This window comes from Halosimplex halobium, assembly GCF_051414055.1.
Lineage (GTDB): Archaea > Halobacteriota > Halobacteria > Halobacteriales > Haloarculaceae > Halosimplex > Halosimplex halobium.
Genome location: NZ_JBLKNX010000017.1, coordinates 109,647 through 131,133, shown reverse-complemented (window position 1 = coordinate 131,133; position 21,487 = coordinate 109,647). Strand labels below are relative to the sequence as shown.

General features: G+C 71.0%; 22 protein-coding genes and 2 pseudogenes. 13 read left to right on the top strand and 11 right to left on the bottom strand.

The window, feature by feature from the left end:
- Positions 1 to 36: 36 nt before the first annotated feature.
- From ACMGFG_RS18075 to ACMGFG_RS18050, 6 genes are all read left to right on the top strand, one after another.
- A complete protein-coding gene (locus ACMGFG_RS18075; RefSeq protein ID WP_436931716.1) occupies positions 37 to 951 on the top strand; it encodes a DUF8068 family protein in 915 nt (304 codons plus the stop codon).
- A complete protein-coding gene (locus ACMGFG_RS18070) occupies positions 944 to 1,783 on the top strand; it encodes a HEAT repeat domain-containing protein (protein ID WP_436931715.1) in 840 nt (279 codons plus the stop codon). The genes ACMGFG_RS18075 and ACMGFG_RS18070 overlap by 8 nt, the downstream gene beginning before the upstream one ends.
- A 24-nt stretch (positions 1,784 to 1,807) precedes the next feature.
- Positions 1,808 to 3,118, top strand: coding sequence for a P-loop NTPase (locus ACMGFG_RS18065; protein WP_436931714.1), 1,311 nt, complete (start codon positions 1,808 to 1,810; stop codon positions 3,116 to 3,118).
- A gap of 133 nt (positions 3,119 to 3,251) precedes the next feature.
- Positions 3,252 to 3,488: a DUF7511 domain-containing protein gene (locus ACMGFG_RS18060; protein WP_436931713.1), complete on the top strand. Its 237-nt coding sequence runs from the start codon at positions 3,252 to 3,254 to the stop codon at positions 3,486 to 3,488.
- 94 nt (positions 3,489 to 3,582) lie between these two features.
- Positions 3,583 to 4,776, top strand: a complete 1,194-nt coding sequence (locus tag ACMGFG_RS18055) for a molybdopterin molybdotransferase MoeA (protein WP_436931712.1) — start codon at positions 3,583 to 3,585, stop codon at positions 4,774 to 4,776.
- A 100-nt stretch (positions 4,777 to 4,876) separates the two neighbouring features.
- Entirely contained in the window at positions 4,877 to 5,176 is a 300-nt protein-coding gene (locus ACMGFG_RS18050) for a HalOD1 output domain-containing protein (RefSeq protein ID WP_436931711.1), read from the top strand.
- A 47-nt stretch (positions 5,177 to 5,223) separates the two neighbouring features.
- On the opposite strand, the gene ACMGFG_RS18045 is transcribed toward ACMGFG_RS18050, so the two are convergent.
- Positions 5,224 to 5,928, bottom strand: coding sequence for a helix-turn-helix domain-containing protein (locus tag ACMGFG_RS18045; RefSeq protein ID WP_436931710.1), 705 nt, complete (start codon positions 5,926 to 5,928; stop codon positions 5,224 to 5,226).
- Positions 5,929 to 5,999: 71 nt separating this feature from the next.
- Positions 6,000 to 6,836: a molybdopterin synthase gene (locus ACMGFG_RS18040; protein ID WP_436931709.1), complete on the bottom strand. Its 837-nt coding sequence runs from the start codon at positions 6,834 to 6,836 to the stop codon at positions 6,000 to 6,002.
- 147 nt (positions 6,837 to 6,983) lie between these two features.
- On the opposite strand from ACMGFG_RS18040, the gene mobA reads away from it, so the two are divergent.
- Positions 6,984 to 7,673: a molybdenum cofactor guanylyltransferase gene (gene mobA / locus ACMGFG_RS18035; RefSeq protein WP_436931708.1), complete on the top strand. Its 690-nt coding sequence runs from the start codon at positions 6,984 to 6,986 to the stop codon at positions 7,671 to 7,673.
- Positions 7,674 to 7,756: 83 nt separating this feature from the next.
- The gene (locus ACMGFG_RS18030; RefSeq protein WP_436931707.1) at positions 7,757 to 8,311 is read left to right on the top strand and encodes a metal-dependent hydrolase; all 555 of its coding nucleotides are present in this window, start codon (positions 7,757 to 7,759) and stop codon (positions 8,309 to 8,311) included.
- Positions 8,312 to 8,368: 57 nt separating this feature from the next.
- Here ACMGFG_RS18030 and ACMGFG_RS18025 read toward each other — a convergent pair whose 3' ends face one another.
- On the bottom strand, positions 8,369 to 9,739 hold the full coding sequence (locus ACMGFG_RS18025; protein WP_436931706.1) for a hypothetical protein: 1,371 nt from the start codon (positions 9,737 to 9,739) through the stop codon (positions 8,369 to 8,371).
- A 74-nt stretch (positions 9,740 to 9,813) separates the two neighbouring features.
- Positions 9,814 to 10,797: a D-2-hydroxyacid dehydrogenase gene (locus ACMGFG_RS18020; protein ID WP_436931705.1), complete on the bottom strand. Its 984-nt coding sequence runs from the start codon at positions 10,795 to 10,797 to the stop codon at positions 9,814 to 9,816.
- Between the two features lie 194 nt (positions 10,798 to 10,991).
- Between ACMGFG_RS18020 and ACMGFG_RS18015 the strand changes: the two genes are divergently transcribed.
- Positions 10,992 to 12,701: an adenine deaminase gene (locus ACMGFG_RS18015; protein ID WP_436931704.1), complete on the top strand. Its 1,710-nt coding sequence runs from the start codon at positions 10,992 to 10,994 to the stop codon at positions 12,699 to 12,701.
- Between the two features lie 28 nt (positions 12,702 to 12,729).
- On the opposite strand, the gene ACMGFG_RS18010 is transcribed toward ACMGFG_RS18015, so the two are convergent.
- Positions 12,730 to 14,187, bottom strand: coding sequence for an NCS2 family permease (locus tag ACMGFG_RS18010; protein WP_436931703.1), 1,458 nt, complete (start codon positions 14,185 to 14,187; stop codon positions 12,730 to 12,732).
- 151 nt (positions 14,188 to 14,338) lie between these two features.
- On the opposite strand from ACMGFG_RS18010, the gene ACMGFG_RS18005 reads away from it, so the two are divergent.
- Positions 14,339 to 15,421, top strand: coding sequence for an iron-containing alcohol dehydrogenase (locus tag ACMGFG_RS18005; RefSeq protein WP_436931702.1), 1,083 nt, complete (start codon positions 14,339 to 14,341; stop codon positions 15,419 to 15,421).
- An 11-nt stretch (positions 15,422 to 15,432) separates the two neighbouring features.
- On the opposite strand, the gene ACMGFG_RS18000 is transcribed toward ACMGFG_RS18005, so the two are convergent.
- Genes ACMGFG_RS18000 through ACMGFG_RS17990 form a run of 3 tightly spaced genes read right to left on the bottom strand, consistent with a single transcriptional unit; the run spans position 15,433 to position 18,484 of the window.
- Positions 15,433 to 17,538 (bottom strand): type B DNA-directed DNA polymerase, encoded by a 2,106-nt coding sequence (locus ACMGFG_RS18000; protein WP_436931701.1) that lies wholly within the window; start codon positions 17,536 to 17,538, stop codon positions 15,433 to 15,435.
- Entirely contained in the window at positions 17,522 to 17,851 is a 330-nt protein-coding gene (locus tag ACMGFG_RS17995) for a DUF8156 family protein (protein WP_436931700.1), read from the bottom strand. Before ACMGFG_RS17995 ends, ACMGFG_RS18000 begins: the two co-directional genes overlap by 17 nt.
- A 3-nt stretch (positions 17,852 to 17,854) precedes the next feature.
- A complete protein-coding gene (locus ACMGFG_RS17990) occupies positions 17,855 to 18,484 on the bottom strand; it encodes a hypothetical protein (protein WP_436931699.1) in 630 nt (209 codons plus the stop codon).
- 259 nt (positions 18,485 to 18,743) lie between these two features.
- On the opposite strand from ACMGFG_RS17990, the gene ACMGFG_RS17985 reads away from it, so the two are divergent.
- From ACMGFG_RS17985 to ACMGFG_RS17975, 3 genes and pseudogenes are all read left to right on the top strand, one after another.
- Positions 18,744 to 18,974, top strand: coding sequence for an AF_0619 family ribbon-helix-helix protein (locus tag ACMGFG_RS17985; RefSeq protein ID WP_436931698.1), 231 nt, complete (start codon positions 18,744 to 18,746; stop codon positions 18,972 to 18,974).
- 8 nt (positions 18,975 to 18,982) lie between these two features.
- The gene (locus ACMGFG_RS17980) at positions 18,983 to 19,399 is read left to right on the top strand and encodes a PIN domain-containing protein (protein WP_436931697.1); all 417 of its coding nucleotides are present in this window, start codon (positions 18,983 to 18,985) and stop codon (positions 19,397 to 19,399) included.
- A gap of 107 nt (positions 19,400 to 19,506) precedes the next feature.
- Positions 19,507 to 19,626: pseudogene (locus tag ACMGFG_RS17975) on the top strand (tyrosine-type recombinase/integrase); the annotation flags it as partial.
- A 211-nt stretch (positions 19,627 to 19,837) separates the two neighbouring features.
- On the opposite strand, the gene ACMGFG_RS17970 reads toward ACMGFG_RS17975, so the two are convergent.
- From ACMGFG_RS17970 to ACMGFG_RS17960, 3 genes and pseudogenes are all read right to left on the bottom strand, one after another.
- Complete coding sequence (locus ACMGFG_RS17970; protein WP_436931696.1) at positions 19,838 to 20,293, bottom strand: toxin-antitoxin system TumE family protein; 456 nt, start codon at positions 20,291 to 20,293, stop codon at positions 19,838 to 19,840.
- A complete protein-coding gene (locus ACMGFG_RS17965) occupies positions 20,294 to 20,920 on the bottom strand; it encodes a DUF7342 family protein (protein WP_436931695.1) in 627 nt (208 codons plus the stop codon). It abuts the gene before it with no gap.
- Between the two features lie 106 nt (positions 20,921 to 21,026).
- Positions 21,027 to 21,404, bottom strand: a pseudogene (locus ACMGFG_RS17960) (DUF7437 domain-containing protein); the annotation flags it as partial.
- Between the last annotated feature and the right edge of the window lie 83 nt (positions 21,405 to 21,487).

Below are 21,487 nucleotides of genomic sequence, written 5' to 3'. Positions count from 1 at the left end.
ACCGCGAACGCCGGGGACTCGACCGTTCGTACCGCAGTGCGCACTTGGGTTGGCGACGGACTCCCCGGGTCGCCGGCGACGCTCGCGGGAGCCGTCGCGCTCGTCCCGACCGCCGGTGTCCTGATACTCCGGCTCGTGCGGAACGCGCCCGGTGGCCTCCCGCCGGTCGGCCGCGCCGTGGCCCCGACCGTGACGACGCTGGCGGCCGTGGTCCCGGCGCTGGCGGTCCTGGGACTCGCCGTGGATACGGACGCCCGCGCCGAGCGGGTGGCACTGGCGGCCGTGGGCGTCTTCGGGCTCGTGGGGGCGGTCGACGCCGCCGCGTGGCTCCCGGCGGCCGCCGCCGTCCTCGCCGGGACCGGCGCCGCCCTCGTCGCCGAACTCGCCGACCGAGCGCACGCCCGCGTCGGTGCTGTCGACTCACTCAGAGCCGCGCTCGCGCCGGTCGCACGTCCGGGAGGTGTCGCCGTGCTCGGCTCGCTCGCGCTCGCGTGGTCGCTGGCGGCCTCCGCCGGGCTCGGGACGACGACGCTCCGGCCGGCGGGCGCGGCCGTCGCGTTCGCGACGCTGGCCGCGCTCCCGCTCGCTCGTGGGGTCGACGCGACCATCGACCTGGGGCTGTGGGCGGTCGGGGCGTTCGCGGTGGTCGTCGCCGCGGTATCGGCGCCGTTCGTCGCCGGTGCCGTCGCGCTCGTCGCGTTCGACGCCGGGACGGTTCCCCTGTCGCTGCTCGCGCTGGGGATCGGCGGCGCGGTCGCATCGGTCGTCGCCGACGCGCGCCGGCGGACGTTCGGCCCCGCGGTCGCCGCGGCGCTGCTGCTGACCGCGGGCGTCCCGGCGACGCTCCCCCGCGCCGTCGCGTTCGCGCTCGGACTCGTCGTGCTGGTCCAGGAGTGGGCGCCCGCCGGCGCGGAAACCGAGGGGCTCTCCGGGGGTGTCGCCGATGCGTGACCCCGAGGAGGCCACCGACGGGCCGACCGACCCCCGGGTTCACCCCGAGCAGAGTCCCGGGTTCGATGTCGACCACGCCGGCCTCGAGGACATCGAGGTGAGCCGCGAGGACGTGACGATCGGCGAGGCGACGCCCCGGGAGCTGTCGGCAGCCGACACCTCGCTCATCGCCAGCGAGACGGCCCGGGAGAAACTCGAACGGCTCGCGACCGGCGACGCGGTCGAGCGCCAGCGGGCCGCGCTCGCGCTCGCCGAGGAGGACCACGACCCGGCCATCGTCGAGGCGCTGATCACCGCTGGCTTGGAGGACGACGACGCCGACGTACGCCAGTTCGCCGTCGAGGCACTGGCGAAACTCGGCGGCGAACGAGCGGGTCCCGCCGCCCTCGAAATGATGGATGACGACGACCCGTGGGTCCGCGCCGAGGCGATCGTGGCACTGGACCGCATCGACCGCGAGGCCTACGCCGACCGCATCGAGGAAGCGCTCGACGCCGACGACCACGCGGTCCGGCGCAACGCCCTCGTCTCGGTGTTCAAACGGCGCGGCGAGGACGCGCTCGACCCGCTGCTGGACGCCGCCGACGACGAGAGCGAGCGCGTCCGCGAGTGGGCCGTTCACCTGCTGGCGGGCGTCGACGACGACCGCGCCCGCGAGGTTCTGGCCGAGACGGCCGACGACGAGTCGGAACCGCGGATCGTCCGGGGCACGGCCGCCCGCGCCCTGGAGGCCGACCCCGGCCGCTTCCGCCGGCAGTTCACCGGCGCGCTGGACCGCGGCGACACCACGCTCCCCGGCGAGGACCACCTGAATCGCCAGCCCGACCTCTGACGTTCCCCTCGCTGTCCACCCACTATGTCCGAACACACTGACGCCGACGCACACGCGGAAACGGACGGTACCGACGACGAACCGACCGACGACGACCTGAAAGAGGAGGTCGAGGCCGCGCTCCAGCAGGTCCGGGACCCAGACGTGGGCAAGGACGTGTTCGAGGCAGGCCTCGTCTCCGACATCGCGGTTTCGGCGGGCGCGGTCACGGTCGTCGCCGACCTGAACGACTTCCGGCCCCAGGAGGGCGAGCAGGTGACCAGCGCCATGCTCCAGGCGGTCTCCGACGTGCCGGGGGTCGAACACGCCCACATCGAGCGCGAGACGGCCCACGCCGCCGACGAGGACCGCTCGACCGGCCTCGCGGACGTGGACCGCGTCATCGCCGTCGCCAGCGCGAAAGGCGGCGTCGGCAAGACGACCGTGGCGACGCACGTCGCCTGTGCGCTGGCCGGCGCGGACCTGGACGTGGGGCTGTTCGACGCCGACATCCACGGCCCGAACGTCCCCGAGATGCTGGAGGTCTCGGGCCCGGTCTACTCCGACGACGACGGTAACCCCCTGCCCGTCGAGGCCGGCGACCTCGACGTGATGAGCGTCGGGCTCATGGAGTCGGGCGCGCCGCTGGCATGGCGGGGCGCGATGGCCCACGACGCCCTCTCTGAGCTGTTCGAGGACACCGCCTGGGGCGACCTGGACACCCTCGTGGTGGACCTCCCGCCGGGGACCGGCGACGTGGTGCTGACGACGCTGCAGGAGGTCCACCTCGACGGCGTCGTCTTCGTCACCACTCCCTTCCACGCGGCCGTCACGGACACCGCCCGCTCGCTGGACCTGTTCGAGGAGAACGACGTACCCGTCCTCGGCGTCGCCGTCAACATGGCCGGGTTCACCTGCCCTACCTGCGGCGACGAGCACGACCTCTTCGAGCACGGCGAGCCGCTGGACGGGCTCGACGCCCCCATCCTCGCCGAACTTGACTTCGACCCGAGCGTCCAGACGACGCCCCGCCCCGGTGAGTTACCCGGGCAGATGCAGCAGCTCGGCGAGGACGCCCACGAGCGCGTCGAGGAGGTGTGGTCGGTCGATCCCCCCGAGGACGCCGCGGACCTGCGCGGCGTGGAGGCCGACGCCCGCCACGACCGCGTCCGCGAGGCGTTCGACGCGACCGAACGGGGCGACGAGCTCGTCCTCGTCTCCGACCGCGACCCGACGCCGGTGCGGTCGTTCCTCGCCTCGCTGTCGGCCGAGGCCGACGGCCCCGGCGACCTCGACCCTTTCGAGGTCGAACAACTGAACCCCGAGACGTGGGTCCTGCGGACGGTCAGACCGTAGTTTCTGGCGACGCCGGATCTTCCACGTTCCCATCCGGTCGACTCGCGTCGGCTCCCGGTCGATACGTTGCGCTATTGTGAGTTCATAGCAGCCCTCTTGTGGGCGACCCGACACCCTTCGAGTGAGCAACACGATGTCGGGACGACCCCAGTCAGCGGACGACACCGTCTCCGAGCCCCACACCCCGTCGACCGACGCCGACCAGCACGGTCGGGCGGACCCGCCGGCGCTGGAACTCGCGCTCGTCCAGTACGCCGACCGACCGGACCGGTGTACGGTCCACCCGCCGGACGCGACCGGCGTCGAGCGGATGTCGACGTGGATATCCGTCGACCGGAGCCTCGTGGTCGACGCCGCCTCGATGCGGTAGTCGCCGCGCCGATGCGGTGGTCGGCGCGATGTCGCGGCGGGGGCACGAGGCCGGTCCCGGATTCCTTTAGGCGCTCGCCCCCGAACCGCCGGCAATGGGACACGAGGGCTTCACGGAGGTGACGCGGCTGGCCGCCGCGCGCGAGGAATTGCTATCGGCCGTCGACCCGCCGACCGCGGCCGAGTCGGTACCGGTCGCCGAGGCCGACGGACGGACGCTCGCCGAGCCGGTCGACGCGACGCGGGACGTGCCGGGGTTCGACCGCGCGGCGATGGACGGCTACGCCGTCCGCGCGACCGACACCCACGACGCCGGCGACCGCTCGCCGGCCGTCCTCGACGAGACGGGCGGCGACGTGGGCGCCCGGCAGGCCCGCTACGTCCACACGGGGAGCCCGATGCCGGACGGCGCCGACGCCGTCGTCGTGGTCGAGGAGACCGAGGCGCGCGGCGAGCGGGTCGAGGTGTTCGCCGCCGTAGCGCCCGGCGAGAACGTCGCGCCCGCCGGCGAGGACGTGGAGAGGGGCGACCGGCTCTTCGAGGCCGGGCGGCGGTTGCGCCCCTCGGGTCTCGGACTGCTGAAGGCCGGCGGCCACCGCTCCGTGTCAGTCCACGAGCGGCCGACCGTCAGCGTGGTCCCGACCGGCGAGGAACTCGTCGACTTCGACCCGGGCTACGGCGAGACCACCGAGACCAACGGGCTGACCGTCTCGCGGCTGGTCGAGCGCTGGGGCGGGGATGCCACCTACCGCGATATCGTCGGCGACGACGAGGCCGCGCTCCGGGCGGCGGTCGAGCGCGACACGGACCACGACATCGTCGTCACGACGGGCGGCTCGTCGGTTGGCGAGCGGGACCTCATCGCCGACGTGGTGGCCGACCTGGGCGAGGTGCTCGGCCACGGCGTCGCGCTCAAACCGGGCCACCCGGTCGGCTACGGCGTCGTCGACGACACGCCCGTGCTGACCCTGCCCGGGTACCCCGTCTCCTGTCTCGTGACCGCCGTCCAGCTGTTGCGCCCTGCGGTCGCGACGGCCGGCGGGTTCGAGCCCGAACCGTTCCCCGAGTTCGAGGCGACGCTGGACCGCAAGATAGCCAGCGAGGTCGGCGTCCGGTCGTTCGTCCGCGTCCGTGAGACCGGTGAGGGGAGCGTCGAGCCCGTACGCGGCGGCGCGGGCGTGCTCTCCTCGGTGGCGGCCGCCGACGGCTGGGTCGTCGTCCCCGAGAGCCTCGAAGGCGTCGCGGCCGGCGAGACCGTCACCGTCCAGCGGTGGGAACCGCACTGCTGAGCCCGCCGACCGGCGCCGACGACGGCACACCCTCGAACTGTAGGGACCGGGCTTTTGCGGTTGTCCGTGCTGGTGGCGGTAGCGAGGCACTTCTCTCAGCATGCACCAGACAGACCAGCCGACCACGGACGATACCACGACACGGCGGTACGACGACGGCGACCGCACCCTGCTCTCGGCGATAGTCGAGGCGGTCGCCGCAGAGACGGGCCGGGACCCGCTGGAGCTGGACCCGCTGTACGACGCGCTCGACGCGGCGGCGCTGGAACGCGTCGTGGCGCCGGACCGCGACACGGGCTCCCTCGCGGGGCGGCTCCGGTTCCGCTTCGAGTCCTGCGAGGTGACCGTCACCGGCGACGGCCGCGTGACCGCCGCCCGGATCGAGAGCCAGTCGCGCTGACTCGCCGCCTCCGGACGCGCTCGCTCGCCCGAGATCCCGGGGTCACTTCACCGGTCGGTCGCGTCGAACATCGCGGCGAACAGTTTGCGCTCGGCGGCGTGGACGTGTTCGGAGAACGTCGCCGAGGAGATCCCCAGCCCTTCGGCGACTTCCTCGCCCGTGGCCTCGCGGGGCCACTCGTAGTAGCCCGCCTCCAGCGCCGCCCGGAGCACCTCGCGTTGCCTGTCCGTGAGGTGGGTGTGCAGCGCCTCCCGGAGGGGGGCGTCGGAGAACAGCGGCGTCAGGGAGTCGACCCGGCGCTTGGCGGCCAGGTCGGCCTCCGGGACGGCATCGAGGAACGAGTCGACGACCGCCCCCGGGTCGTACGGCGGCGGGATCTCGGCCGTGATGCGCCCGCTCCCGTCCGTACTCCGGACCTTCCGCGGGAGCGCGCCGCGCTCGGCCAGCGCCATCGCCGGGCAGTCGCCGTCGACCACGAATTCGACGAGGCCGCCCCGGTCCCACTCTTCGATGACCCTGGCCTCCAGCGTCTCGAACGCCTCGGCCCCCTCGGCGATCCGCTCCGCGTCGGTCCCCGCCACGTCGAAAAACTCCGCGTACTCCTCGTCCCGCCGGGGGACCATCTCGGCGAGTTCGAACCGGCACGCCTCCGCCTCCGAGGCGCCCACGAACGGGTACTTCGAGTCCCGGATCGTGAACTCGACCTCGAACACCGACTCGCCCGGGTCCGAGGTCGAACGTGTGTTCTCCATCCCCTCGGGGTACGCGGCCGTCTTCAAAAAGCGTCACGCCCGAATGCGTCTGTCGCGGTCACGGCCGCCGCTCACCGCTCGGGCCGCTCGTGGGACCAGAAGGTGTCGTCGACGGTGACCTCCTTCTTGAACAGCGGCACCTCGTCTTTCAGCCGGTCGATGCCGTCCTCGACGGTCTCGAAGGCCTCCCGGCGGTGGCCCGCAAGCACCACGACGAAGACGATGTCCTCTCCCGCTTCGACGACGCCGGTGCGGTGGTGCATACGGACCTCCTGCACCCCGTCGCGGGCTTCCAGTTCCTCGCGGATGGTCGCCAGCCGGTCCTCGGCGACGCCGTCGTACTTCTCGAACTCCAGGTGTTCGGTGGGCTCGTCGTCGGGGCCGTCCTGCGCCCGGACGCGGCCGGTGAACGTCGCGACGGCGCCGGCGTAGCGGGCGTCGGGCGAGCGCTTCACCTCGGCCACGAGCGACCCGAGCGACTCGTACGGTTCCAGGTCGTCGAGGGCCGCGATCACCGAGTCGAGGTCGACGGCGTCGGCCTCGGCGGCCGTCGCCACGGTCTCGCCGGCGTGGTCGCGGCCGCCGAGCGCGACCGTCGGGAGCGGCCGGTCGCTGTACCCCTCCACGAGACAGTAGTCGTGGTCGGCGGCCAGTTCGTCGAGGGTCCCGGTCAGCGACCGCTCCGCGCCGGTGGCGAACCAGCCGGCGTCGTCGGTGATCCCGTAGGTGGCGTCGGCGCCGGCGGCGCGGTGGCGGGCGGTGTCCTTGCCCTCCGTGTCGACGGTCGGCTCGGTCTTCAGGTGTTTGACCGTCGCGACGCGCCCGCGGTCGGCGAGCCGGTCCGCGAGCCGCTCGACCAGCGTCGTCTTGCCCGAGTCCGACGGCCCGACGATCCCCAGGACCTGCATACCCGTACTCGGCGGGCCGACGGCTTGTAAATTCCGCGTCACCCGTTCGGTCGCCTACCGCCGCTCCGATGCCAGCGGCCGCTCGCGGCTCGGATGCGGCCGCGCCCGATGGACAGCCACAAATCCGAGGCCGCACCAGAGGAAGGCATGAGCGACCCGGAGCGTCCGCGTATCCGCGGCGTCGTCCTCGCCGGCGGCCGGAGCACCCGCTTCGGCGACGCGGACAAGGCGCTGGCGACCTTCGAGGGGCGACCGCTCGTCGCCCGCGCCGTCGACGCCGTCGCCGCGGCGACCGATGGCCCGCCGCTGCTCTCGGTCGCGACCGACGAGCAGGCCGAGCGGCTGGGCGACGCCGTCGGGGACAGTCCCGTCGAGCCGGTCCGGGACGACCCCTCGCTGTCGGGGCCGCTCGCGGGACTGGCCGCCGCGGTCGCGGCGACCGACGCGCCGTGGCTGTTCGCCTGCGCCTGCGACATGCCGCTGGTCTCGCCGGAGAGCATCGAACTGCTCCGGGACCGGCTCCCCACGACCGACGCGGCTACTGAACCCGGCGCGGACACCGAGCCGGTCGCGGCCGACCGGGGGGACCGGGTCGACGCCGTCGTCCCGGTCGTCGACAGCTACGACCAGCCGCTGCACGCGCTCTACCGGCGTTCGGCGCTCGACCGCGCGCTGGGGGACCTCGCGGCGGGCGACGCGCTGATGGCGCTGCTCGACGGGCTCGCCGTCGAGCGGGTCGCGGCCGAGGCGGTCGACGCGCCGCTGGCCGCGGCGACGACGAACGTCAACACCCGCGCGGAACTGGCGGCGCTCCGCGAACGAGATTCTGCGGGGTAGTGTTTCTCGGCCGGAATATTCGGTGATCCGGTTGCGCCTGCAGGCCGCCGGGCTATTCCGTTCGGTGCCCAAACGCGGTCACAATGGTCGACGTCATGGGACACGTAGCGATGGCGCTGCTCTGGACGCTCCCGGCGTGGTTCGTCTGGCACGACCGGGTCAGCGCCGTGTTCGTCGCCATCGCCGCCGTCGTGGCACCGATGCCCGACGTGGACAAGTACCTCGCGATGGCGTTCCCGGACGCCGTCCACCACCACGGAGTCACGCACACCGTGATCTTCGCCGTCGCGGCGGCGCTCGTCGCCGGCGGGCTCGCCGCCTGGCTGCTCACCGACCGGGTCGACGGGTGGGTCCACGGCGACCGGTTCGACGCCTCGAGCATGTTCGTGTTCGCGGCCGGCGCCGTCCTCGTCGGCTGGCTGAGCCACATCTTCGCCGACATGCTCTCGGCCCCGGACATCTCGACGGCCATCGAGCCGCTGTGGCCCTTTATCGACGGCTCCTGGGGGATCGACCTGATCTGGTACAACAACCCGCTGTGGAACGTCGTCTTTCTCGCGGTCATGCTCCTCGCCCACGGCGTGCTGGCCTACAGCGCGTTCAAGGTCGACCATCCCTACCGGATCGAGAAGGCCTGAGCGGTTGTCCGGGCACACTCGACGACCGGCATCGTGGGGACGACCGCCGCGACCGCGCTACAGCCGGTGGCCGCACGCGCAGTTGCCGATGCAGTAGGTGGTCTCGGCCTCCCCCACGTCCAGGCCGACGGCGGCCATCGCCGCGAGCAGGCTCGCCGACCCGTCGGGTTCGGGGCGGACCTGTGCTGCCGTCGCGCCGTAGGGTGCGGCCCCGACCGGGATCCGTTCGATGAGTTCCCGGGACTCCGCGTCGATCACCGCCACCTCGTCGTTCGTCTGGACCGGGACGTACAGTTTCTCCCGACCGGGGTCCCACGTGCCGGCGAACGCCGCCCCGCCGAGGTCGATGCGGCCGGACACCTCCCCGGCCTCGATGTCGACGACCGACACGTCGTCGGTCCCCGGCGTGAACACGTAGCCGTACCGCGATTCGGGGCCGACCTCGCTGGTGAGCGCGCCCTCGCCCAGCCCGTCAGCGGGCGTCAACTGCGCCAGCAGTTCCGGGTCGGCGGGGTCGCTCGTGTCCCAGATACTCTCGGTTCCCGTCCGATGCTCGACGATCAGGCGGTCGCCGCTCGGGGCGACCGTCCCCATCCACGGCGCCGACGGGTCGGCGTCGCCGCCGTTGCCGTCATCGCCGCTGTCACCCTCGGCGGCCGGGACGTCGACCTGCGTCTCGATCCCGAACGGGTCCAGCCGGAGGACGGTCAGCGTGTCGCCGAACAGGTCGGGGACGTAGGCGACGGCGCCGTCCGGGTGGACCGTCACGTCGCAGGGACCCGGCCCCTCGCGGTCGCCGCGACCGCCCTCGTCGGTCCGGTCGATCTCCGCGAGGGCCTCCCCGAAGGTCCCCGAGTCGCGGTCGGCGTCGACCAGGAGGTTCCGGTGGGCGGGCTCGCGGGCGCTGACGACGACGGTCGACCCGTCGGGCGCCAGCTCCTGCCAGTTCGACCCCGACCCCGTCTCGACGCGAGCGACCTCCGAGAGCGACCCCGCCGCCAGGGCGCGGACGCCGCGGCCGACGTTGAGCCACAGCGGGTCCTCTGGAGCGGTCGTCAGCTCGGGCGCGTACTGGTTCGAGGGGAACGACGAGGAGAGGCCGACGTGCTGGGTGGCGACCACCTCGTCCCGGCGGGGGTCGATCAGGCTCACAGTCGCGTCGCCCGTATTGAAGACGAAGACGGTGTCATCGCCGCTGGCGTCGCCCTCGGCCGGGGTTCCGGTCGCCGTCCCGTCGTCGGGTCCGCTCGAACACCCCGCGAGCGCCGCACCGGCGGTCGCCGACCCCGCGAGCAGTCCGCGGCGGGAGACGCTCGCCCGGTTTCCGGCCCGTCCGTCTCCGGCCGACTCGTCGACGGTTCGGTCGTCGCCGGACCCGCCCCGCCGGCCGCGGTTGGGATACAGCCGCGACTCGTCGCCGTCGGTCATACCCGTGCCAGGGAACCACCGGAAAAGTAGCTGCCGGTGGCGTGCGCGCCCCATGGCCGAGCGCGCCCCGTCGGCTATTCTCCGCCCGGCGCGACGACCTGGTTCCGCAAGCCGTCGCGGCTGCCAGTCTCCTCGATGCGTTCGAGGTTCGTCTCCAGGATGTCGGCCAGTCGTTCCCAGTAGTTCGGCGTCGACCCGGCGTTGTGGGGCGTGATGCGGACGTTGTCGAACTCCCACAGCGGGTGGTCGGCGGGCAGCGGCTCCGGGTCGGTCACGTCCAGCGCCGCGCCGCCGAGCTTGTTGCCGCGGACCGCGTCGACCAGCGCCTCCGTGTCGACGATGGGGCCCCGGCCGACGTTGACGAGGACGGCGTCGGTCGGCATCGCCGCGAGTTCGGCCTCGCCGACGAGCCCGCGCGTCTCGTCGGTCAGCGGCGCCGCGACGACGACGTACTCCGACCGCGAGAGCGCACCTTGGAAGGATTCGTCGTCGGTGAACCCGACGACTTCGTCGGTCGGCCCGCCCTTCTCCGGGCTGTAGCGGGCGCCGATCGTCTCGACGCCGAACCCCTCCAGGCGCTCGACGACCGCCTCGCCGATGGCGCCCATGCCGACGACGGTCACCGTCGACCCCTGGAACTCGCCGCCGCGGAAGTGTTGCCACGTGCTGGTCTGCTCGCGGCGCCACCCCTCGTCGAGGCGCCGGGCGAAACCCAGCAGCCAGCCGACCACCTGCTCGGCGATGTTCGGGCCGTGGACGCCCGAGGCGTTCGTGACGGCGACGCCGCGCTCGCGGAAGGCGTCGAGCGGCAGGTGCCCGACGCCCGCGGACCCGCCGGCGAACAGTTCGAGGTCGTCGGCGCGCGCGAGCAGCTCCTCGTCCATGTGCATCCCGGTGACGACGCGGGCAGCCCCGACCGCCTCGCGGGTCTCCCCCTCCGTCCGCGGGAGTTTGACGTGGTAGCTCGGGAGCCGCGACCGGAGCTCCGCGGCGTACTCGCTCGCGGGGACCCCGTGTGCGGGCTGGTTCAACACGACGATACGGTCTGATCCGGTCATACGTTCGAGTGGGCGCTCCGGCGGAAAAGCGTTCGCGACCCGGCCGGTCGTTCCCCTACGGCGACGGCCCCCTGGCCCGACGTCGCCTCGCCGTACTTGCGCACCTATTAGTGGCGGCTCGGCCTATCGCGACATATGACTGCTGTCACTCGCGGTCGCGGTCGCACGGCGGGTCGAACCGGGAGGTGGGCCCGGTGAGCGACGCCGTCGACCTGCTCGTGCGCGGCACGCTCGTCAACGTGAACACCGGCCGGCTGGAGGAGGGCGCCGTCGCAGTCGAGGACGGCGAGATCGTCGCGCTCGCGGAGCGCCCGGCCGACCGCGAGATCGAGGGGGCGTACGTCGCGCCGGGCCTCATCGACGCCCACATGCACGTCGAGTCGTCGATGGTGACGCTGCCGCGCTACGGCGAGGCGGTCGTCCCCCGCGGCGTGACCAGCGTCGTCCACGACCCCCACGAACTCGCCAACGTCCTCGGCGCCGAGGGGATCCGGAACGTCGTCGCCGACGCCCGGCACACGCCGCTGAAGGCGCGGTTCGGCGTCTCCTCGTCGGTCCCGGCCAGCCACCTCCAGGACGGCGGCGCGACCGTCGGCGTCGAGGCGGTGCGCGAACTGCTGGGTCTGGACGAGGTGGTCGCCCTCGCCGAGGTGATGAACATCCCCGGCTTGCTGGCGGGCGACGAATCGGTCCACGCGAAGGTCCGCGCCGCCCGCGAGCGCGGACTCACCGTCGACGGCCACGCCCCCCGCGTCACCGGCGACGACCTGCAGGCGGTCGCGCGGTACCTCGACACCGACCACGAGAGCATCTCGCTGGCCGAGGCCCGCGAGAAGGTCCGGGCGGGCCTGCGCGTCTACCTCCGCGAGGGGTCGTCGAGCAAGAACCTCGCCGACCTCGTGGATCTGGTCGACGAGGTGGACAGCCGGCGGCTCTCGCTGTGTTCCGACGACCGCGACGTGACCGATCTGGTCGACGAGGGCGGCGTCGACCACGCCGTCCGGGCGGCCATCGACCACGGTGTCGACCCCGTCGAGGCCGTCCAGCTGGCGACGATCAACACGGCCGAGGCCTACGACCTGCCGTTCGGCCGGATCGAGCCCGGCGCCCCCGCGGACCTGGTCGTCCTCTCGGACCTGGAATCGTGGTCGGTCGAGCACGTCGTCGTCGACGGCGTCGTCGACCCCACCGAGGGACGGGCCGAGCCGCCGACCTCGGAACTGGCGACCGACACCGTCCGCTTCGACCCCGTCGACGCCGCGGATCTGGCTGTCGAGCACGACGGCGACGGGCCGGTGACGGTCAGAGTCGTCGACGCCGTCGGCGGCATCCAGACGGCGCGGATGGAGGCCGAGGTACCGGTCGGGCCGCTATCCGGCGGTTCCGAGAAGAACGAAGTCGGCGACGACCCGCACGTCCTCCGCGCGGACGCGGACGCCGACGTGCTCCCGATGGCCGTCATCGAGCGCCACGGCGGCGACGGGGGGATCGGTCGCGGGTTCGTCCACGGCCTCGGACTCGACCGCGGCGCGGTCGGGTCGACGATCGCCCACGACGCCCACAACTGCATCGTCGCGGGGACCGACCACGCGGCGATGGCCCGCGTCGCGAACCACCTCCGGGAGGTCGAGGGTGGGGTCGCCGTCTACGACCCCGAGAGCGACTCGGTCACGTCGCTGGCGCTCCCCGTCGCGGGGCTGATGTCCGACGAGCCGCTGGCGACCGTCGCCGACGAGTTCGCCGCCGTCGAGTCGGCCGCCGAGGCGGTCGGCGTCGACCCCGAGGGCGGGCTGATGGAGCTGTCGTTCCTCGCGCTGGAGGTCATCCCCGAGTACCGGCTGACGAACAGCGGCCTCGTCGACGTGGCGGCGTTCGACTACGTCGACCTCGTGGTCGAGGGGTAGCTTCTCCGGAAAACTCTGACTGCGCCGCTCAGGCGACCGTCTGGAGCACGCCGCCGGTCCGGACGGCGAAGTAGACGACGAACGCGGCGGCCAGTGCCCACTGGCCCAGTCGCACGTCCTTGCGCTCGCCCCGGGCGGCCTTGACGATCGGGTAGCTGACGATGCCCGCGGCGATGCCGTAGGCGATCGAGAACGTCAGCGGCATGACGATGACCGTCAACCCCGCGGGGATCGCGTGGGTGAGGTCGTCCCACTGGACTTTCACGACGTTCTGCAGCATCAGGAGTGCGACGACCACGAGTGCGATGTGGGAGGCGTACAGCGGGACCGCGGCAGCGAGCGGCACGACCGCCAGCGCCGCGAGGAAGAGGACGCCGACGACCAGCGCCGTCATCCCCGTCCGGCCGCCCTCCTGGACCCCCGTGGCCGACTCGACGAACGTCGTCACCGTCGAGGTGCCGATGATCCCGCCGACGGTCGTCCCGATGGCGTCGGCCATCAGCGGCTTGTCGATCTCGGGCAGGTTCCCGTCCTCGTCGAGGAAGCCCGCGACCTGGGAGACGCCCGTCAGCGTCCCCGCGGTGTCGAAAAAGTCCACGAAGAAGAACGTGAACACGACGAGTGCGAACGCGAAGGCGTCGACGTTCTGGAAGCCGCTGAGGAAGGCACCGACCAGCGGCGTGATGTCGTACTGGGGCTGGGGGATGCTCGCGGTGAGCGTCCCGCCGCCGACCAGCCCCGCCGCCTCGACGAGGTAGCCGCCCGCGGTCGTCGCGAGGATCCCGAGGATGATCGCGCCCCGCGTCCCCTTGACGTAGAGCGCGAGCGTCAGGAACAGGCCGATGACGGACATGATGGCGACCGGGTCGGAGGCGACCGAGCCCAGCGTCACGAGCGTCGCCCCGTCGTCGACGACCAGCCGCATCTCCTGGAGCCCGATCATCGCGAGGAAGACGCCGATCCCCGTCCCGACGGAGAACTTCACCGGCGCCGGGAACAGTTCGATGATGTACTCGCGGGCGCCGATCGCGGTGAGGGCGATGAAGATCACCCCCTCGACGACGACCGCAGCGAGCGCCGTCTCCCAGGGGATCCCCAGCGCGCCGATCACGGTGAACGCGAAGAAGGCGTTCAGGCCCAGGCCGGGCGCCTGCGCGAACGGCCGGTTCGCGTAGAAGGCCATCACGAAGATGGCGACCGACGCCGCGAGGATGGTCGTCACCGCCAGCATCTGCTCGACCTCCCCCGGCGCGTACCCGTCGATGACGATGCCGGGTTTCTCGCCGGGGACCCCGGTCAGGATCGAGGGGTTGACCACGACGATGTAGCTCATCGTCAGGAACGTCGTCACCCCCGCGAGGACCTCCGTCGTCAGGTCCGTGTCGTGCTCCGCGAACCCGAAGTACCTCGCCAGGGCGGACTCGTTGCCCGACCCGGCGCCCGATCCGCCCGAACCGTCGCCCGCCGCCGGCGTGTCTCCCGACATGCGCTGATACCCCACGAACGTCCGCAGAGCCGCTTATACCTTACCGTCTGTCCGGAGCGGGCCGCGCTGTCGATCCGCGCCCTCGCGCGTCGCTCTCGCGAGCGACGATAGCTCCCGAACGTTTAACGGCCACGCCGGACCACCCCCGGGCATGCACCGACGCTTCGTCTCGCCGCGCGCCTACGTCCAGGGGGGCGGCGCCCTCGACGACGCGGGCGCCGAGTTCGACCGTCTCGACGCCGAGCGTGCCTACGTCCTCGGGGGCGACACCGCCCTGGCGACCGCCGGCGACGCCGTCTCGGCGGGCCTGGCCGACGCCGGGATCGAAGTGGCCCACACCGCCGCGGGCGTCGACCGCTGTACCGACCCCGCTCTCGACGACCACGTCGACACTGCCGCGGCCGCCGGCGCGGACCTGGTCGTCGGCGTCGGCGGCGGCGTCGCGATGGACGTGGCCACCGCTGTCGCCGACCGGGTCGACGCCGCGCTGGCCGTCGTCCCGACCATCGCCAGCACCGACGCGCCCACGAGCACCGTCGCCGTCGTCTACGACGACGCCGGGAACTTCCGGGAGGTCCGCCACCGCGACCGCAACCCCGAACTCGTCCTCGTCGACACCGCCGTCGTCGCCGGAGCGCCCGCTCGCTTCCTCGCCTACGGGATGGGCGACGCCGTCGCGACCCGCTTCGAGGCCGAGGCCGTCGCCGCCACGGGCGGGCGCACCGACGCCGACGGGGCGTCGAGTTTCGCCGCCCGGGCGCTCGCCGAGGAGGCCTACCGCCGCGTCCGCGAGCACGGCACCGGCGCCCTCGCCGCGGTCCGCCGCGACGCGGCCACCCCCGCCGTCGAGCGGGTCGTCGAGGCCAACACCCTCCTGTCTGGGCTGGGCTTCGAGAGCGGCGGCACCGCCGGCGCCCACGCCGTCCAGATCGGCCTCACCAACGCCGGCGTCCGCGAGCCCCACGGCCTGCTCGTCGGCTTCGGCACCGTCGCCGAACTCGTCGTCCGCGACGCCGACCCCGACACCGTCTCGGAGGTGCTCGACCTCCTCTTCGCGATCGATCTGGACGTGACTCTCGCCGAGCTGGGCGTCGGCGAGGACGACCTGGCGGCCGTCGGCGAGGTCGCCTGCGAGCACGGGATGGAACTGGAGCCCGTCGACGCCACGCCAGGCCGGGTGGCCGACGCCGTCCGGACCGCCGACGAACTGGTCCGGGAACGCCGCAGCAACTGAGGGGTGGGCTGTCAGTCGCCGAACGAGGAGAGCGTCGCGTCGCGCGTGTCGGCCAGCGCCCGTCGCACGTCCCCCTCGTCCCACCCGAGCGGGCCGAGCACGCTCTCGCAGGCCCGGACCAGCCGGTCGGCGTAGAACGCCGGGTCGTAGGCGTCACCGTCCTCGAAGGCGAGCCGCACCCGCTCCCGGCCCGCCGCCTCGTCGTCGACGACCACGTACTCGACGCACTGGCCGGGATGGCGCTCGACGCCGAGCGACGCCGCCCGTTCGAGCGCCGCCTTCGCCCGGGTGGCCCCCCGGTACTCGTCGGCCCGCTTCGAGACGCGCTGGGTCACCGTGAGTCGGTCGGCCGAAACCGCCCCCCGTCGGAGCCGCGCGAGGTGGCGGGCGAGCCGCGCACAGACCGCCTCCGGGTCGCGCTCCCGGTCGAAGGCCGCGACGAGGTCGCGCTGGACGGCCGCGGTGAACGCCGACGTGCTGCGCTGTCGCGCCTCGATCCCCCGGAACTTGTAGGGGTCGTCGCCGCCGTCGGCCCACCGGCCGAAGTACCGCATCAGCGCCGACCCGCTGGCCCGCTTGCGCGGGCAGAACGCGATCCAGTCGAACCGCCCCTCGTACTCCAGTTCGATCCCGACGGCGTCGGTCACCTCGGCCGCGACCGTCCGGACCGGCGTCTGCTCGCGGTCGGGGTCGGCCCGGAGCCAGAGGCTGTCGACGATGCCGTGGACGACCTGCCAGCCGGCCGCTTCGAGGCGCTCCTTGGCCGTCAGCAGGATCTCCCGCGCGTAGGCGTTGATGGCCTCGTGGGCCTCGATGCGCCCGAACTTGGCGTGTCTGTACCCCTGGTAGCCGAAACACGAGACGAGCACCCACTTGACCGCCTCGACCTTCGCCGCCAGGGTATCGGTATCGCCTTCGCCCGCACGGAGCTGCCGCTTCCACCGCTGGCGGTCGTCGAGCAGTCCGCCGAGCACGTCGCCCAGAAAGCCCGGTTCCTCGCAGATGCTGTAGTCGAGTTCGGGCACGGCGTCGTTGTCGTGGCAGTCGCAGTCGACCGTCTCCGGCGAGACGTTCCGCTCGCGCATGATGTTGGGGAACAGCGACGCGAAGTCCAGCTGGTGGACCCCCTCGACGACGCCGGCCTCCGGCTGGAACGTGAACCCGCCCCGGTCGGCGTTCGACAGGGTCTCCAGCGACTTCCAGCGCTCGGTCTGGCGCTTCTGCCAGGGGGCCACCACGTCCCGCTCCCGGGCGCGGCGGATTTCCAGCGCCGTGAGGACGCCCCCGATGCTGTCCTTCGCGACCTCCGCCAGCGGCTTCCCGGTCTGTTCGACGAAGTACAGCAGTCCGGGCATGGCCGAGTGTCGGAGCAGGAAGCTGGCCGAGCGGTCGACGACCGCCCGGCCGGGGACGGCGAACCGCGCCGGCGAGTGGAGCGTCTTCCCGTAGCTCGTGACCGTGGTCTCGCCGGCGAGCCGCCGGTAGCCCGACCGTCGCCCCAGGTCAAGTCCCAGATCGGCGAGCAGCGGCACCAGGTCGGCCGACGACAGAACGAGCACGTCCGGGTCCCGCTCGGCGAGCGCGTCCCGCACCCGCCGGCGGACGGCGGCCGCGTCGTCGCCCGCCGGCTCCCCGTCGACGGTCAGCCCGGTCGGGTCGTCGGCCGCGAGCGCCGCCGTCGGGAGCGACAGCGAGAGCGTCCGCAGTTCCCGGTCCGGTAGCGGGTCGGTCCTCGTGTCGAGACAGTAGCGGAACCCCGGGTCCAGGTCCACGTCGAACAGCCGGACCGCCCCGGGCGCGTGGTCGCGGTGTTCGCGTTGCCTGATCTCCCGGGCGACCTGCCGAACCTCGTCGACCCGCTCGACGGCGATCCGGAGGACCGGCGAGCGGTCGTCGGCCCCGAGTTGGGTGAACGCCCGGTCGTCGTCGATGGCTGCGACCTTCGGGTCGGCGGCGAGTTCGTCCCGCAGCCAGTCGAGGTACCGCGTCCGGTCGTCCCGGGCCGCCGCGACGAGCGCGGGCCGGTAGTCGGGGTCGGCCACCGGGACGGCACCTCGTCCGTCGGCCTCCCAGCGGACGGGCGTCCCGTCGTCGCGGATATCAACGGTGATCGCCATCGTCACGGGATCCCTCGTCGTCCCCGACCGAATCGCTGTCGTCCCGGAGCGCCTCGATGTCGTCCCGGAGCGCCTCGATGTCGTCCCGGAGCGCCTGTACCTCCCGCTCCTGGGAGAGCAGGACGGCCATCACGAACGCCCGCCAGGGGTCCCGCGGGGCCTGCTGACTCGCCGCGTCGGCGTGGCTCCGGGCCCGCTCGAACAGCTCGTCGAACGCCGGCCGGTCGCGCCGCCGGAGCGACCGCCGGAAGGGCTGCCACTCCCGTTCGAGGTCGTCGATCTGCTCGCGGACGGTGTGTGCGGTCCGGCCCATCGGTCACACCCCCGGGGTCGCGCCGGTTCCGACCGCCACCGGGTCGGCTTCGTCCGCGCCGAGCAGGTCGACCCAGTAGGGGATGGTGGTCTGGAACCCCCAGTCGTGCCAGTACAGGTCCGTCCGGACGGACGCGCCGTCGAAGCGCAGTCCCGCCCGCGTCCGCTCGGCCTCGATACTCCGGTCGGCGACATCTCTGACCCGGTCGCGGTAGGTCGTCGCGGTCAGGACCACCGGGATTTCCAGCGCCCCCGCGAGTTCCGCGAGCAGTGCCAGCGTCGCCTCGACCATCGTCTCGGCCTCGTAGTCGGGCAGGTCGTCGTCCGCGTACAGCGACCCGACGTTCGGCGCGACGACCAGCCCGGTCCGCGGCGAGACCTCACCGGGGAGCGAGCGCGCGAGTTCGTAGTGCTGGTACCCGGTGAATGCCCGAGCCACCCGCAGCGAGCGGCTCGCCCGTCCGGGTGCGTGCTCCCTGATCGCCGTCGGCACGGCGGCGTTCCGGGCGTCCAGCCAGTAGGCCTCCGTCGTCCCGGACAGGTGGTGGCCGACGAGCCGGTACAGCGCCGCCGGTGCGCCGTCGTCGTCCAGATACGTCACGCCGGGGTCCAGCGTCGGAAACTGTCCGTTCACGTGCTCGGCATTCGACGTTGGGTACTTATACGCCAGCCTAGCCCGGAGTGAAAGTGGTCCTCTCTTTCGCGCGGAGTATTCGGCCGATCGGCAGAAGACCGATCAACCACTGCCGAACGGCACCGATCCCTCGAAAGACGGACGCTGCAGGCACCGGTTCGACTGCGAACGAATCGTCCTTTCAGAGGCGAGGCAGTCAAAATCGGCATAACCGAGATCACCGAAACACACAGTATTCTGTGTTCACATAGTTCCCTGTATGCCGACTATCACGGTCAACGTGGACGACGATCTCAAAGCGCGCATGGACGAGCACCCGGAGATCAACTGGAGCGAGGTCACGCGACAGGCCATCGAAGAGAAAATCGAGGCGCTCGAAGTGATGGACGAACTCACCAGTGAGAGCGAACTCACAGAGGGTGACGTGCAGGAGATCGCCGACAAGATCAACGAGAGCGGACGCGAGCGCGTCGACGGGGAATCGGCGTAGCAGGACGAATGAAGCTGGTCGTCGACGCAAACGTCGTCATCTCTGCCCTCGTCGCCGATTCGAAAACGCGGGAGCTCATCGTCACACTCGAACCCGGCCTCCTGACGCCCGCGTTCGTCTACGACGAGGTTGAAAACTACGAGGGGCTGATCGTGGAGAAGTCCGGGATGGAGCCGGACCGAGTGACACAGTTCATCGACCTCCTGTTCCAGTACATCGAAGTCGTCCCCGCCGACGATTTCTATCCGGCTATCGAGAGAGCAGACGAGGCGATCGGCAACACCGATCCCGACGACGTGCTCTATCTGGCGTGTGCCATAGCCAGCGATGCAGCCATCTGGAGTGATGATTCCGACTTCGACGAGCAGAATCTGGTCAGTACGTACTCGACGAGCGACGTGATCGACTCGTTCGACAGGCTTTAATCTACGACTGGTTTTCTGAGTTGCCGACTGTTTGGTTGTACGCGAACCCGGGGGAAATCCCCCGTCGTTCGAGCATCGAACGGGAACAACGGCGCTGCGTTTGATCGCCGGATAAGGTGGTCAGCGACCGGGCCAACGTCAGCCCCGAAGTGATCGAGCAGCACTACGACCGCAGGTCGGAGCGGGAGAAGATGGAACAGCGGAGGGACTACCTGGACGACCTGTAATCGAACCGCTGCCGCTCTCCATTTTTGCAGGCGACAGAATCTTCTGAGGATTGCCACACAACAATACATCGAGTACCTCGCCATCGGCGAATGCTGCCCGGCTAGTTACGTATCGACCATCGTGCACTGACGAAACGCGATACGCCAGCACTGTAGCGTCACAGAGAGAACTCTGGCCAGCTGAACTCGCGCCAGAGAGGGTAGAAGCCGTTCAGGGTGGATTGTCCGCCTCGTTCAGCAGTTCGAAGGATTCTGTTTCGTATGCGCGACGCCAGAGACTGTGGACGGCTCGTGTCACCAGTTTCGGCTCGGTAACGGTGATGCAGGAGCGCGGCGGGTTCTCTGACGGGGCGTCAGGCGGTTCGTGAAAGTGCTTGTCCGGAGCGTCTGGTTTCGGATGGAAGTCGAACCGAAAGTCAACATCCCGCTCGTCGGTGTGGTGGAAATTGTAGTATCCCCTTCGGTACCACCGCACGTCGAACCGGCACCAGTCTGCGTCTCCGATCCCGTCATCGAGGCGAACGACGAGTTCCGTCGGATCCAGCAGGCTGTCGAACCCTGCTTCCGAAACGAGGCCATCTAACCCCGTGAACTCCTCTCGGATCTGTTCCAACGCCGTATCGTCGAGCGGCCCGACTTCACCCTCGATATCTGCGTCGGGCTCCATCTATGCCGTCGATTGCTCGGTGTCGTCACTGAGCGCTCCTCGCTCACGCGTCGAGCCCTGGACGACGGTACTGGAATCTGTGGCACGAGCAGCAGCGGACTGGCTGTCGTCGGGGTCGAAGTCGTACAGCGAGAGTGCTGCCTGTGCGATCTCGAGGTTCTGTTCGACCTGTTGCCAGCGGGTGACGTCTTGCCAGCCGTCGTCGCCGGGGTCCAGTTCGAGAGCGAGTTCATCGACGTCAGTCACGTCGTACTGCTCTCGGAAGTCGCTCAGTTCTTCCTTGAGATTCTGGATGGCGTCCCGGATTTCGCTCTTGGTGTGTTCGCGGTGGATGGCCGAGATACGCCGCATGGCCAGCATCTGTGGAGCCCGCATGTAGCGGGTTCCAGAGTCCGTGTTCACTGCTTTGACGCGGCCCGTTTCCGCCAGCGCAGTGAGGTATTTCCTCGCAGTCGGCTCACTCACGCGTGCGCGATCGGCAATCGTGCTGACGGTCCGTAGCTCGGTGGTGACGTCGATGACGCTCCGGACCCGGTCAAACGTGGTCGTGTCGGATTTCCACTCCTCGATGGCGGCCTCATTCACGTCCCCTTCCCAGAGTTCGTCAGGGGCGTCGACGGTGGTCATGTATGCTAGCGACTAATCGGCCAGTGGCAAAAATACTTTCCTACGAAAAACCAATATTTTCTCTTGGTGGCCTCGGATGGCTAGAGTCCTCACGCACCTCGGTTTCTCAATCCCCTGTCTCGAGCGGTTGCTCCCGGGCACTCCGAATGTCCTCGAAGTACGGATCGACTGGCTTCATGTCGAGGACGACCTCCCGGAGGGCCTGCAAGACAGCGATGGCGAAAGCGTGCTGGAGATCGAGTTCTCGGGCAGCCACTCGATCTGACATCTCTCCCTCGGCGTATGGAATCGCGTACGTGAGTGTGGCCGCGAGTTTCCCCGGGCCGTGCTTTTCGAGCAGGAGGTCGAGATCCTGGTCCTGAGGTGAGCGGCCGAACGCTTCGATGAGGGTTGGCGTGACCGTGTATTCGTCGCCGTCGAGGTTGGCGGTGAGGGTGATCGGAACGGCCGAATACGTGTGCGTCTTCTGTTTTTCGTCTCGCGTCGCCTTCTCGCGTCGGAGCGGTACGTGGACGGCGACGGGACGGTCAAGCATATCCGGGAGATCATGCTGGATATCTACAACGT

Bases quoted from the DNA above. Each gene is read 5' to 3' on its own strand.
- ACMGFG_RS17995 (WP_436931700.1), bottom strand. From the start codon at position 17,851: ATGGGCCGGACCGCACACACCGTCCGCGAGCAGATCGACGACCTCGAA.
- ACMGFG_RS18025 (WP_436931706.1), bottom strand. From the start codon at position 9,739: ATGACCGACGGCGACGAGTCGCGGCTGTATCCCAACCGCGGCCGGCGG.
- ACMGFG_RS18000 (WP_436931701.1), bottom strand. From the start codon at position 17,538: ATGGCGATCACCGTTGATATCCGCGACGACGGGACGCCCGTCCGCTGG.
- ACMGFG_RS18045 (WP_436931710.1), bottom strand. From the start codon at position 5,928: ATGGAGAACACACGTTCGACCTCGGACCCGGGCGAGTCGGTGTTCGAG.
- ACMGFG_RS17965 (WP_436931695.1), bottom strand. From the start codon at position 20,920: ATGACCACCGTCGACGCCCCTGACGAACTCTGGGAAGGGGACGTGAAT.
- ACMGFG_RS18060 (WP_436931713.1), top strand. From the start codon at position 3,252: ATGTCGGGACGACCCCAGTCAGCGGACGACACCGTCTCCGAGCCCCAC.
- ACMGFG_RS18065 (WP_436931714.1), top strand. From the start codon at position 1,808: ATGTCCGAACACACTGACGCCGACGCACACGCGGAAACGGACGGTACC.
- ACMGFG_RS18020 (WP_436931705.1), bottom strand. From the start codon at position 10,797: ATGACCGGATCAGACCGTATCGTCGTGTTGAACCAGCCCGCACACGGG.
- ACMGFG_RS17980 (WP_436931697.1), top strand. From the start codon at position 18,983: ATGAAGCTGGTCGTCGACGCAAACGTCGTCATCTCTGCCCTCGTCGCC.
- ACMGFG_RS18070 (WP_436931715.1), top strand. From the start codon at position 944: ATGCGTGACCCCGAGGAGGCCACCGACGGGCCGACCGACCCCCGGGTT.
- mobA (WP_436931708.1), top strand. From the start codon at position 6,984: ATGAGCGACCCGGAGCGTCCGCGTATCCGCGGCGTCGTCCTCGCCGGC.
- ACMGFG_RS18005 (WP_436931702.1), top strand. From the start codon at position 14,339: ATGCACCGACGCTTCGTCTCGCCGCGCGCCTACGTCCAGGGGGGCGGC.
- ACMGFG_RS18055 (WP_436931712.1), top strand. From the start codon at position 3,583: ATGGGACACGAGGGCTTCACGGAGGTGACGCGGCTGGCCGCCGCGCGC.
- ACMGFG_RS18050 (WP_436931711.1), top strand. From the start codon at position 4,877: ATGCACCAGACAGACCAGCCGACCACGGACGATACCACGACACGGCGG.
- ACMGFG_RS17970 (WP_436931696.1), bottom strand. From the start codon at position 20,293: ATGGAGCCCGACGCAGATATCGAGGGTGAAGTCGGGCCGCTCGACGAT.
- ACMGFG_RS18010 (WP_436931703.1), bottom strand. From the start codon at position 14,187: ATGTCGGGAGACACGCCGGCGGCGGGCGACGGTTCGGGCGGATCGGGC.
- ACMGFG_RS18040 (WP_436931709.1), bottom strand. From the start codon at position 6,836: ATGCAGGTCCTGGGGATCGTCGGGCCGTCGGACTCGGGCAAGACGACG.
- ACMGFG_RS17985 (WP_436931698.1), top strand. From the start codon at position 18,744: ATGCCGACTATCACGGTCAACGTGGACGACGATCTCAAAGCGCGCATG.
- ACMGFG_RS18030 (WP_436931707.1), top strand. From the start codon at position 7,757: ATGGTCGACGTCATGGGACACGTAGCGATGGCGCTGCTCTGGACGCTC.